Here is an 11,485-nt window from a genome sequence, read left to right as displayed (position 1 = left end):
GGCACGAAGACCGCGCTCACGCGGTCCACCAGCTTCTGCACCGGCGCGCGGGAGGCCTGCGCGGCGGCGACCATTGCGGCGACACGCGCCAGCGTCGTCGCGTTGCCCACCCCCGTCGTGCCCCGCCCCCCCCCCCCCGCCCCCCCCCCCCGCGCCGCGATGGAAGCCGGCGGCGCGGGCGAGCGTGGCGCGGTCGTCCTCGGTCAGCCGCTCCTCCTCGCGCAGATGCGCGGTCCAGCTCTCCACGATCCACAGCTCCACCCAGCGCTCGGGATGCGCCACATCCTCGTAGAGCCGCCAGGCCAGCGCGCCGCCGCGCAGCCGCACCCCGCGGCATTCCTCCATGGCGGCCATGAAGGCGCGGCGCTCGGCCGGGTCTATCGTGTAGCGCACCACCTCCAGAACGCGGTGGCGTTCCTCGGCCAGGATCGGCGCGAGCGTCGGGTCCGCCGGCTCGGGTCGCGGCGCGGCGACGGCGGGCAGGGGCGCGGCGGCGCGGGCGGGCGCGGCCTCGATGGACATGCCCCGCACCGCGACGGCACCGATGGCGCAGGCCGCGCCGAAGCCGCCGAGCGCGAGCGGCAACCCGAACACCTCGCCCGCCCAGCCGCCGAGCGCGGTGCCGAGCGCCAGCGCCCCGAAGGTCGCCACCTGGTAAAAGCCGAGCGCCCGCGCCCGCACCCAGGGCGGCGTCGCGAGCTGCGCCGCGGCCTGCAGGGTGGAGGCGCCGGCGAGCCAGGCGAAGCCGAAGCCCATCATCGCCAGCAGCCCGACCGCCGCATGCGGCGCGGAGCCGAGCAGCGCCAGCGACCCGCCGCCGAGCAGGCTCGCCGCCACCACCATCGCGCCGCGGTCGAGCCGTGCGCGCAGCGCCGGCAGCATGAAGCCGCCGATCACCGCGCCGATCCCCATCGCCGCCAGCATCAGCCCGTACCATTCGGGGCCCAGGCCCAGCCCCTTGCGCACCACCAGCGGCAGCAGGCCCCAGATCGCCGCGAGCCCGCCGAAGAAGACGCAGGCCCGGATCGTCGCCGCGCGCAGCGGCGGGCTGCCGCGCACGAAGCGCAACCCGGCCCGCAGCGCGGACAGGAAACTCTCCTTCGGCAGGCTGCTGCGCGGCGCCTCCCGCTTCCAGGTCGCCAGCGCCGCGATCGCGACGAGGAAGGCCAGCGCATTGAGCGCGAAGGTCGCCTCCGGCCCCGCCAGCGCCACCACCAGGCCGCCGATCGCGGGACCGACGGCGCGGCTGAGGTTGAAGCCGATGCCGTTCAGCACGATCGCCCCGCCCAGGTCGTCGCGCGGCACGAGTTCGGGCGTCGTCGCCTGCCAGGCCGGCGAGGACATCGCGGTGCCCGCGCCGATGGCGAAGCTGAGCGCAAGCAGCCCCCAGGGCCCGAGCGCGCCGGCATGGGTCAGCAGCGCCAGCAGCAGCGCGCAGGCCGCCATCCAGGCCTGGGTGGCGAGCAGGAACAGCCGCCGGTCCACGATGTCCGCCATCGCGCCGGCCGGCAGCGCCAGCAGGAACACCGGCAGCAGCGCCGCCACCTGCACCAGGCTCACCATCAGCGGCGAGGGCGCCAGGCTGGTCATCAGCCAGCCCGCCCCGGTGTTCTGCATCCACATCCCGGTATTCGCCACCAGGTTGGACAGCCAGAGCAGCCGGAAGGCGGGATGGCGCAGCGGGATCAGGGCGGTCGGCAGGCGCATTCCGCGCGAGTGTCGCAGCCGTGCCGGGCCCGCGATAGCGCAAAGCCGCGATGGCAGACCGGCGCGGCCTGGGTTAACGTCCGGTCATGTCGGACCGCATCGCCACCTATGCCGAGTTCTGGCCCTACTACCTGCGGGAGCACGCGAACCCGCTGACCCGCTCGGTGCATGCCGCGGGCACGGTGCTGGGCGTGGTCGTGCTGCTCTGGGCGGTGCTGGTCGGCCCGTTCTGGCTGGCGCTGGCGGCGCTGGTGGTCGGCTACGGCTTCGCCTGGGGCTCGCACATGCTGGTGGAGCGCAACCGCCCCGCGACCTTCCGCTATCCGCTGTGGTCGCTGGGCTCCGACCTGCGCATGGCCTGGCTGATGCTGACGGGCCGCCTGGAGCCCGAGCTCCGCCGCGCCGGGGTGGCCTGACTCCCTTGGCCTGGATCTGGCTGACTCTTGCCGGCCTGCTGGAGATCGGCTGGGCGGTGGGGCTGAAGGTGAGCGACGGCTTCTCGCGCTTCTGGCCGAGCGTGCTGACGCTCGGCGCGATGGCCGCCAGCATCTTCCTGCTGGGCCTGGCGCTGAAGGCGCTGCCGGTCGGCACGGCCTATGCGGTCTGGACCGGCATCGGCGCGGTCGGCACGGCGGCGGTGGGGATGCTGGTGCTGGGCGAGCCGGCGACGGCGCTGCGCATCGGGGGCGTGGCGCTGATCGCGGCCGGGATCGCGATGCTGAAGCTTTCGGCGTAGTCTGTCCGGTATGCGACTGCTGATCGCCATGCTGGCCATGGCCCCCGCCGCAGCGCAGGCCGCGCCCGATCCGTGGGAGGGCGTCAACCGCCACATCCACGGCTTCAACGCCCTCGCGCAATCCTACGCGCTGGCCCCCGCCGCCGCTCTCTGGCGCGCGCAGGTCTCGGCCGAGACGCGTGCGGGCGTCGGCCGCGTCCTTGCCAATCTCGGAGAGCCGGTGACCGCGCTGAGCGCCGTCGCCGCCGGCGATCTTTCGCGCGCCTGGAACGCCACGCAGCGCTTCGGCATCAATGCGACGATCGGCTGGGGCGGCTGGCGCGACGCGGCGGCGGAGCGGGGCCTGGAGCGCCAGCCCCTCTCGCCCGGCGACGCCGCCTGCGCCTGGGGCGTGCCGAGCGGTCCCTATCTCGTCCTGCCGCTGCTCGGCCCGAGCACGCTGCGCGACGCCGGCGCGGCACTCGCCGCCAATGCCGCGCTCGCGCAGGGCCTGGGCGCGGCGCCGGTGGCCGGCTGGCAGGCGGGCGACGCCTTCCTCGCCTATGAGCGCGCCGAGCCCGCGCTGAGCAGGCTCGAGGCGGAAGCACTCGATTCCTACGCCGCGCTGCGCAGCGCCTGGCTGCAGCGCCGCGCCGCCGCCTGCCCGCAGGACGCCGCGGCCCTCGACGAAGAGGACGCCGCTACGCCGCGCTGATCGCCGCGCGCGCCCGGCGCAGCAGGGCCAGCAGCGCCTCCCGCTCCGCCGCGCTCATCCCCGCCGTCGCCTCGGCGATCACCGCGCGCGCCTCGGGCAGCAGCGTCTCGCGCAGGGCGCGGCCGGCGGGCGTCAGGTGGACATGGACCTTGCGCTTGTCCTCGGCGCTCCGCGCGCGGTGGATCCAGCCGGCCTCCTCCATCCCGCGCAGCGCGATCACCGCGGTCGGCTCCTGCGTGCCCGTGCGCTCCGCCAGCTCGCGCTGCGTCAGCCCGTCCTCCTCCCACAGCACGCGCAGGAAATACCAGGCGCCGGAGGTCACGCCATGCGGCGCGATGCGCGCGGCCAGGGCGCGCTGCATCAGCCGGTTGAGGTCGCGCACCTGGAAGCCGAGCGAGTCTTCCAGCGGGAGCGGCGCGGTGCGCCGCTCGGGCATCCGATTCAGACCTCCGGTGCTCGGCGCCTTCGGCGCCTGCGCCCTGCGGTCATCGGAGGCCCTGGGCGGCAGCGGCGGGGTGGGCTTCATCTCATCGCGGCCGGTTCGCCACGGCGGCGATGGTGGCCACGAAATCCTGCTCCGCCGCCGCCGCCGAGGCGTAGCGCGGCGCGGTGGTGACATAGGGCTCGGGCGCGTCCGCCGGCATGTGCACCGCCAGGAAATAGAGGCCGGTCGCGGCATCCTGGCGGGCCTCGATGCGGAGCGTCGCCATCAGTCCCTGAACCTCGTCTGGTGATGCAGCGCCACCTCGCCGCCGGTCCGCGCCGCCTCCAGCAGGCCGAGGCAGGCTTCCAGCGTGGCGAGGCCCCAGGCGCCGTCATGCCGCGGGGGAATGCCGTGCTGCACCGCATCGGCGAATTCGTCCAGCACCTCGGCGCGCGGCAGGTCGGGCAGCGGGGTGCGCTCCAGCCGGAGCCCGGCATCGTCATGCACCTCCACCCCGGCCGGCGTCAGCCGCAGATCGGCGCCGTCGCACTGCACCAGAACGAATCCGAATTGGTTGTGGAACTCGGGCGGCGCCGGCGCCGGCACGCCGGGCGCCTGCCTGGCGGCGCCGTAGCTGCGCGCCAGCTTCGCCTCCGCTTCCCGCGCCGCGTCAAGGCCCGCGAGGCCCTGGCGCGACGCGCCCGGCCGGGTGGGCGACTTGCGGCTGCCGAGCTCGCCGATCCAGCCCTGAAGCGCATCGGAATCGTAGCGCCCCAGCCCGGAATAGGTCGCCGTGGCGGCGCAGCCGTCCGCGAAACGCAGGAAGGCGGCATAGGCGCCCTCGGTGCCGCGCGCCGCCATCGCCTGCGCGCCGAGGCTGCGCAGCATCCCCCCGCCCAGCACGCGGATGACGTCGAGCTGGTGCGCCGCCTGGCTGAACACCACGCCGCCGCCCTCCGCCGTGCGCAGCTCCTCCGCCCGCCGCGGCCGCCAGAGGAAGTCGGTGCAGTTCAGCGCCGTGATCAGCCGCGGCGCGCCGACCGTGCCGGAGGCGATCAGCCGCCGCGCATGGCGCACCGGCCCGTCCTGGCCATGGCTGTGGCCGAGCATGAGATGCGTGCCCGCGCGCGCATGCGCCGCGACCATGGCCTCGGCCTCGGCGAGCGTCAGCGCCATCGGCTTCTCCACCAGCACAGGCCGGCCGGCCTCGGCCGCGCGGATCGCCTGCGCGGCGTGGTACTGGTGCGGCGTGGCGAGGTAGATCGCCTCCACCTCCGGGTCGTCGCACAGCGCCGCGACGCTTTCGTGCGCGCGCGCGCCCGAAAAATCCCGCGCGAAGCGATCGCGCGCCGCCGGGCGCGGATCGGCGCAGGCGACGAGGCGGATGCGCGGATGATGCGCCAGCGCCGGCAGCATCAGCATGAAGGCCCGCCCGAGCCCGGCGACGCCGAGTTTCAGGCGCGGCGTCACAGGTCCAGCACCAGCTCGTCGCAGCCCGCCGCCGCGCGGGAGACGCAGGGCATCACGAAGCCGGCCTTCTCATGCTCCATCAGCACCAGGTCGCGATGATCCGCCGTGCCCGAGACCAGCCGGGTGCGGCAGGTGCCGCAGGTGCCCGTCTCGCAGGAGGACGGCAGCGCGAGGCCGGCGCCGCGCAGTGCTTCCAGCATCGTCGTGCCCGCCGGCACGGCGACGACCTGCCCGGTTGCCGCCAGCCGCACGCGAAAGGGCGCGTCGTCCGGCCGCGTCGCGGAGGCGGCGGAAAAATCCTCGAAATGCACGGCGGAAGCGGGCCAGTGGCCGGTCATGTCGCGCACGGCCTGCATCAGCCCGCGCGGGCCGCAGCAATGCACATGCCGCCCCTTCGGCTGCTCCAGCACCGGCCAGAGGTCGAAGGCCCTGTCGGGATCGCCGCCGTCATGATGGATCACGACCTTGCCGCGATAGGCGGACAACGCCGCGCGGAAGGCGGTCTGCGCCGGGGAGCGCGTCAGGTAGAACAGCTTCCAGGGCGGACCGCCGGCGGCCTCGATCTCGTGGATCATGGCCATGATCGGCGTGATGCCGATGCCGCCCGCGATGAACACGCGCGCAGTGGGCCGGCCGGTCAGCGGAAAGTCGTTGCGCGGCGCCGAGCAGGGCAGCAGGTCGCCCGCCGTCACGCCATCGCACATCGCAAGCGAGCCGCCCTGGCCGCCCGCCTCCCGCTTCACCGCGATGCTCCAGCCGCTCTCCGCCGCCGGGTCGGAACAGAGCGAGTAGCGCCGCACCAGCCCGTTCGGCGTCCGCACGCGCAGATGCGCGCCGGCGGTGAAGCCCGGCAGGGCCGCGCCCTCGGGATGCACCAGGTCGAAGCGCCAGATCTCCTCGGCGATGCGCTCGGCCGCGGCGACGCGGAGCGGGGTGAAATCCTCGGTGTCGGACAAGCCTGGCGATCCCCTTGCCTCGTTCGGGCGTGCGCCATATACTTAGCAATCTAAGTATCTGCCGCAATCCCCTGCAGGCGGCCCCTTCAACGGGAGGACAGCCGATGCTCACCCAGGCCGAGAACGACCTGCTCTGCCGCGTCGAGGGCGATGCGCCGATGGGCCGCTTCATGCGCCAGCACTGGCTGCCCGTCTGCCTCTCGGAAGAGATCGAGGAGCCGGAGGGCAAGCCGGTCCGCGTGCGCATCCTCGGCGAGCGCCTCGTCGCCTATCGCGACGCGGAGGGCCGCGTCGGCCTGGTCGGCGAGTTCTGCCCGCATCGCAAGGCGTCACTGGTCTATGGCCGCAACGAGGAAGGCGGGCTGCGCTGCCTCTATCACGGCTGGAAGGTGGATGCCGACGGCAACGTGGTGGAGATGCCGTCCGAGCCGCCCGAAGCCTGCGCCGCGGCGAAGTTTCGCCACGTCGCCTACCCGACGGAGGAAGCCGGCGGCTTCGTCTGGGCCTGGATGGGCGAGCGCGCCGCGATGCCCGCCTTCGAGCCGCCGCCCTTCGCGCCGACGCCCGAGACGCGCGTCGCGATCGGCACCGCGCTGGTCCATTGCAACTGGGCGCAGGTGGTGGAGGGCCAGATCGACAGCGCGCATTCCTCCTCGCTGCATTCCTCGGACATGGTGCCCGCGCGCGTCGGCCGCGCCGGCGCCAATGCGAAGAACTGGACGCGGCCTTCCACGGACAAGGCGCCGCGGATGCAGGTGCAGCTCACCTCCTACGGCTTCCGCTACGCCGCGATCCGCCGCCCGATCCAGAACGCCGCGACGCATGACTACATCCGCATCACGACCTTCGTCGCGCCCGTCACCAGCCTGATCCCGCCGAACGCCAGCTACAACGTGGCGCAGGTGACCGTGCCGCTCGACGACACCACCTGCATGTTCCACTTCATCGCCTGGGGCGAGGGGCCGGACGTGCCCTCCACCGCCGAATGGCGGCGCTTCCTCTCGCTGACGCCGGGCGTGGACGTGGACCCGGCGAAGGGATGGGCGCGGCTGCGCACGCGCGACAACGACTACCTGCAGGACCGGAACCTGATGCGCACCGGCAACTTCACCGGCATCAAGGGCATCCCCGCGCAGGACATGGCGATGTGGGAGAGCATGGGCCCCATCGCCGACCGCACCAGCGAACGCCTCGGCGCCTCCGACGTCGCCATCGTGCAGTGGCGCCGCCTGATGATCGAGGCGGCGAGGGCGCATGCCGAAGGCGCCCCCGCCCTCGGCCGCACCGCGCCGCATGTGCCGCTGCGCGACATCGCGAGCTTCGAGGGCGTGGTGCCGAAGACCGTGGACTGGCGCACGCTCGGCACGACGGAACTCGAACGTACCCTTTTTGTCGGCGCCCCGCCGGCACAGGCGGCCGAGTGAGCATGGCCGACCTCCAGCTCTCCATCGCCATCGGCCCCTATGACCGCATGATGCCGCTGGTCCGCGGCGAGGTGCGGATCGACGGCGTGGACCCGCAATTCATGCTGCTCGAGCCGGAGGAGATCTTCTTCCGTGCCATGCGGCACGAGGCCTTCGACATCTGCGAGCTCTCGCTCTCCTCCTACGCGCTGCGCGTCGCGCGCGGGGACAGCCCCTATGTCGCGGTGCCGGTCTTCCCCTCCCGCGCCTTCCGCCACACCTGCATCGTGGTGCGCAACGACCGCGGCATCCGCTCGCCCGCGGACCTGCGCGGCAAGCGCATCGGCATGCCGGAATACCAGCTCACCGCGAATGTCTGGGCGCGCGCCATCCTCGAGGAGGAATACGGCGTCCACCAGCGCGACATCGCCTGGGTGCGCGGCGGCTACGAGACGCCGGGGCGGATCGAGAAGCTCTCCGTCACGCTGCCCGAGGGCGTGCGCGTGGAGGACGCGCCGGCCGGGAAGACAATCTCCGGCATGCTGGCGGATGGCGAGCTCGACGGCGTGATGGGCCCGCGCGCGCCAAGCTGCTTCGAGCGCGGCGATCCCAATATTCGCTGGCTGTTCGATGACCCGACCGCGGAAGCCACCGCGTGGTACCGCAAGACCCGCATCTTCCCGATCATGCATGTCCTCGGCATCCGCCGCGGCCTGGTCGAGCGGCATCCCTTCCTGGTCGGCGCCGTGATGAAGGCCTTCGCGGCCTCGAAGCGCGTGGCGCTCGAAAGGCTGACCGACACCTCCGCCACCAAGGTGACGCTGCCCTTCGTGGAGGAAAGCCTCCGCCGCGCCCGCCAACTCATGGGCGAGGACTTTTTCTCGTATGGGCTCGCGCCGAACCGGCACGTGTTCGACTATTTCCTGCGGCACCACCACGCGCAGGGGCTGTCGTCACGCCTGCTCGCGCCGGACGAGCTGTTCCACCCCGCCGCGCTGGAGGCGCACAAGGTCTGAGGCCCGGTGCCGGCCGGGGCGAGGCCGGCCGCCGGCCGCCTTCAGCGCCGCGAGGGCGAGGTCAGCGCGCCCACCGCCGCGCCGCCGGCGCCACCCAGCAGCGCGCCGGTCACCGCCGAGCCGCCGGTGATCGCGCCGATCGCCGCGCCGCCCGCCGCGCCGATCGCGCCGCCGGACAGCGCCCGCTGCTGGGTGCGCGACATCCCCTCGCAGGCACCGAGCGGCAGCGCGAGAAGCGCGGCCAGGGCCAGGCGAGGCAGCAGGGTGGCACGGGTCATCCGGGTCTCCGATTCGCGGTGGCATCGCCACCAAAGCCGCCCGCCATGGCGAAGCCAGGGCGGCGCGATGGCGCCGCTGCCACAGAATGCCCCGCGCCGCCGCGGGTTCCCCCGGCTCAGCGCCGGCGCCCGCGTCCCGCGCCGCGACCTGATGCCCCTTCACCCTTCTTCGGATCATAGCCGCCGCCGCCCGGCCCGAGCGGCTTCGGCTTCCAATCCGCCTTCTGCCGCGCCTTGGCGCCCGCCGGCGCTTCCGCCTGCAAAGGTCGCCCCGCAAGGTTCGGCTGCAGGCCGAGCTCGAGCGATTCCAGCCGCTTGATCTCGTCGCGCAGCCGCGCCGCATCCTCGAATTCCAGGTCGGCCGCCGCGGCGCGCATCTTCTTCTCGAGCTCGGCGATGGTCGCGGCGATGTCCTTGCCGACGAAGTTTTCCGACGCGTCGCCCTCGATCGCCTCCACGGTGACGTAGTCCTGCTCGTACACCGATTGCAGCACGTCCGAGATGTCGCGCTTGATGGTCTGCGGCGTGATGCCGTGTTCCTCGTTCCAGGCGATCTGCTTGGCGCGGCGGCGGGATGTCTCCTCCAGCGCGCGGCGCAGGCTTTCGGTCATCGTGTCCGCGTAGAGCACCACGCGCCCCTCCGCGTTGCGCGCCGCGCGGCCGATGGTCTGGATCAGCGACGTCGTGCTGCGCAAAAAGCCTTCCTTGTCGGCGTCGAGGATCGCGACCAGCGCGCATTCGGGAATGTCCAGCCCCTCGCGCAGCAGGTTGATGCCGACCAGCACGTCGAACACGCCCTTGCGCAGGTCGCGGATGATTTCGATCCGTTCCAGCGTGTCCACGTCGCTGTGGAGGTAGCGCACGCGGATGCCGGCCTCCGTCATGTACTCCGTCAGATCCTCGGCCATGCGCTTGGTCAGCGTGGTGACCAGCACGCGGCCGCCCTTCTGCGCGACGGTGCGGCATTCGGCCAGCAGATCGTCCACCTGGCCTTCCACCGGGCGGATTTCCGTCACCGGGTCCACCAGGCCGGTCGGGCGGATGACCTGCTCGGCGAAGGCGCCGCCGGTGCGCTCCATCTCCCACGGGCCGGGGGTGGCGCTGACGAAGACCGTCAGCGGGCGATAGGCGTCCCATTCCTCGAATTTCAGCGGACGGTTGTCCATGCAGCTCGGCAGGCGGAAGCCGAACTCGCTCAGGATGGACTTGCGCGCGAAGTCGCCGCGATACATCCCGCCGATCTGCGGCACGGTCACGTGGCTCTCGTCCACGATCAGCAGCGCGTTCTCCGGCAGGTATTCGAACAGCGTCGGCGGCGGCTCGCCCGGCTTCCGCCCGGTGAGATAGCGGCTGTAGTTCTCGATGCCCTTGCAGCTTCCCGTCGTCTCCAGCATCTCGATGTCGAAGGTGGTGCGCTGCTCCAGCCGCTGCGCCTCCAGCAGCTTGCCCTCGGCGTGCAGCCGCTCCAGCGTCTGCTTCAGCTCCACCTTGATGTCGCGGATCGCCTGCTGCAGCGTCGGGCGCGGCGTGATGTAGTGGCTGTTCGCGTAGATCGCGATCCGGTCCAGTTCGCCCGCCACCTCGCCCGTCAGCGGGTCGAATTCGCGCAGGCCATCCACCTCGTCGCCGAACAGCGAGACGCGCCAGGCGCGGTCCTCAAGGTGCGACGGCCAGATGTCGACGGTTTCGCCCCTGATCCTGAAGGTTCCGCGCGCGAAAAAACTGTCGTTGCGGCGGTATTGCTGCTCGACCAGGCCCTTGATCAGCACCTCGCGGTCGATCCGCCCGCCGCGCTCCAGCTTCACCACCATGCGCGAATAGTTCTCGACCGAGCCGATGCCGTAGATGCAGCTGACCGACGCCACGATGATCACGTCCGACCGCTCCAGCAGCGCCTGCGTCGCGGAGTGGCGCATGCGGTCGATCTGCTCGTTGATCTGCGCGTCCTTCTCGATGTACGTGTCCGTGCGCGGCACATAGGCTTCCGGCTGGTAGTAGTCGTAGTAAGACACGAAATACTCCACGGCGTTCTCCGGAAAGAAAGACTTCATCTCGCCGTAGAGCTGCGCCGCCAGCGTCTTGTTCGGCGCGAGCACCAGCGTCGGCCGCTGCACATGCTCGATCACCTTGGCCATGGTGAAGGTCTTGCCGCTGCCGGTGACGCCGAGCAGCACCTGGTCGCGCTCCGCCCGCTCCAGCCCGCCGACCAGTTCACGGATCGCCGCGGGCTGGTCGCCATTCGGCTCGAAGGGGGAGACCACCCTGAGCGGCGTGCCGGAGGGCGCCGCGGGGCGCTTCTGCGGGTAGAACAGCACGGGGGTCGGGACGAGCACGTTCATGCCGCCAATGTGGGCGCGCCCCCCGGCCGCGTCGAGCATGGCGCGCAGGCCGGCAGGGGCGCTTCGGCGCGATCCACTGCGATGGATCGCGCTGCAGGCCTCGTTTGGGCGACCGATTGACCGCTTCGGCGATTCCGCCTTCGCGGATCAGGCGCTACAGGGGCGGCATGGCGATCGAGATCGAACGGAAGTTCCTGGTGCGCGGGCAGGCTTGGCGCGACCTGGCCCGCGCCGCGCTGCCGATGCGCCAGGGCTACCTCGCGGCCGGCGGCCCCGGCCTGCCCAGCGTGCGCATCCGCATCGCCGGGGCGGCCGCGACGCTCACCATCAAGGGGCCCGGCGGCAAGGTCCGCGCCGAGTTCGAATATCCCGTCCCGGTCGCCGAGGCCGAGGCGATGCTCGCCCTCACCCCCGGCGCGACCCACGCCAAAACCCGGGGGGCGGTGGCCATTGCCGGCCGGG

General features: G+C 72.6%; 13 protein-coding genes. 6 read left to right on the top strand and 7 right to left on the bottom strand.

Going from position 1 to position 11,485, the window contains the following annotated elements; all coding sequences use genetic code 11:
* On the bottom strand, window positions 1-1,707 hold a 1,707-nt coding region (locus tag AC1MIR_RS00065), incomplete at its 3' end, for an MFS transporter (RefSeq protein WP_480026145.1).
* Window positions 1,708-1,793: 86 nt separating this feature from the next.
* Between AC1MIR_RS00065 and AC1MIR_RS00060 the strand changes: the two genes are divergently transcribed.
* From AC1MIR_RS00060 to AC1MIR_RS00050, 3 genes are read left to right on the top strand one after another with little or no spacing between them, the layout of a single operon-like run.
* Complete coding sequence (locus AC1MIR_RS00060; protein WP_480026144.1) at window positions 1,794-2,123, top strand: Mpo1-like protein; 330 nt, start codon at window positions 1,794-1,796, stop codon at window positions 2,121-2,123.
* Between the two features lie 5 nt (window positions 2,124-2,128).
* On the top strand, window positions 2,129-2,443 hold the full coding sequence (gene sugE / locus AC1MIR_RS00055; RefSeq protein ID WP_480026143.1) for a quaternary ammonium compound efflux SMR transporter SugE: 315 nt from the start codon (window positions 2,129-2,131) through the stop codon (window positions 2,441-2,443).
* A 10-nt stretch (window positions 2,444-2,453) separates the two neighbouring features.
* Window positions 2,454-3,137, top strand: a complete 684-nt coding sequence (locus tag AC1MIR_RS00050) for an MlaA family lipoprotein (RefSeq protein ID WP_480026142.1) — start codon at window positions 2,454-2,456, stop codon at window positions 3,135-3,137.
* Here AC1MIR_RS00050 and AC1MIR_RS00045 read toward each other — a convergent pair.
* The 4 genes from AC1MIR_RS00045 to AC1MIR_RS00030 form a co-directional block, all read right to left on the bottom strand.
* On the bottom strand, window positions 3,124-3,573 hold the full coding sequence (locus tag AC1MIR_RS00045; protein WP_480026141.1) for a MarR family winged helix-turn-helix transcriptional regulator: 450 nt from the start codon (window positions 3,571-3,573) through the stop codon (window positions 3,124-3,126). The two genes, AC1MIR_RS00050 and AC1MIR_RS00045, sit on opposite strands and share 14 nt — an antisense overlap.
* Before the next feature lie 91 nt (window positions 3,574-3,664).
* Window positions 3,665-3,847 carry a hypothetical protein gene (locus AC1MIR_RS00040; RefSeq protein ID WP_480026140.1) on the bottom strand — a complete coding sequence of 61 codons (183 nt, stop codon included), beginning with the start codon at window positions 3,845-3,847 and terminating at the stop codon, window positions 3,665-3,667.
* Window positions 3,847-5,031: a Gfo/Idh/MocA family protein gene (locus tag AC1MIR_RS00035; RefSeq protein WP_480026139.1), complete on the bottom strand. Its 1,185-nt coding sequence runs from the start codon at window positions 5,029-5,031 to the stop codon at window positions 3,847-3,849. The genes AC1MIR_RS00040 and AC1MIR_RS00035 overlap by 1 nt, the downstream gene beginning before the upstream one ends.
* Window positions 5,028-5,987: a PDR/VanB family oxidoreductase gene (locus tag AC1MIR_RS00030; protein WP_480026138.1), complete on the bottom strand. Its 960-nt coding sequence runs from the start codon at window positions 5,985-5,987 to the stop codon at window positions 5,028-5,030. The genes AC1MIR_RS00035 and AC1MIR_RS00030 overlap by 4 nt, the downstream gene beginning before the upstream one ends.
* A 104-nt stretch (window positions 5,988-6,091) precedes the next feature.
* Between AC1MIR_RS00030 and AC1MIR_RS00025 the strand changes: the two genes are divergently transcribed.
* On the top strand, window positions 6,092-7,411 hold the full coding sequence (locus AC1MIR_RS00025) for a Rieske 2Fe-2S domain-containing protein (protein WP_480026137.1): 1,320 nt from the start codon (window positions 6,092-6,094) through the stop codon (window positions 7,409-7,411).
* Between the two features lie 2 nt (window positions 7,412-7,413).
* Window positions 7,414-8,406, top strand: coding sequence for a PhnD/SsuA/transferrin family substrate-binding protein (locus AC1MIR_RS00020; RefSeq protein ID WP_480026136.1), 993 nt, complete (start codon window positions 7,414-7,416; stop codon window positions 8,404-8,406).
* A gap of 41 nt (window positions 8,407-8,447) precedes the next feature.
* On the opposite strand, the gene AC1MIR_RS00015 is transcribed toward AC1MIR_RS00020, so the two are convergent.
* Together AC1MIR_RS00015 and uvrB are read right to left on the bottom strand one after the other, a co-directional pair.
* Complete coding sequence (locus tag AC1MIR_RS00015) at window positions 8,448-8,684, bottom strand: YMGG-like glycine zipper-containing protein (protein WP_480026135.1); 237 nt, start codon at window positions 8,682-8,684, stop codon at window positions 8,448-8,450.
* 116 nt (window positions 8,685-8,800) lie between these two features.
* A complete protein-coding gene (gene uvrB / locus AC1MIR_RS00010; protein WP_480026134.1) occupies window positions 8,801-11,023 on the bottom strand; it encodes an excinuclease ABC subunit UvrB in 2,223 nt (740 codons plus the stop codon).
* Window positions 11,024-11,190: 167 nt separating this feature from the next.
* Between uvrB and AC1MIR_RS00005 the strand changes: the two genes are divergently transcribed.
* Window positions 11,191-11,485 (top strand): CYTH domain-containing protein (locus AC1MIR_RS00005; RefSeq protein WP_480026133.1); only part of this gene is annotated, 295 nt, incomplete at its 3' end.

Source organism: Falsiroseomonas sp. RANM36, assembly GCF_056682175.1.
The sequence above is the reverse complement of the archived record's forward strand: the minus strand, read 5'-3'. Positions and strand labels throughout refer to the sequence as shown.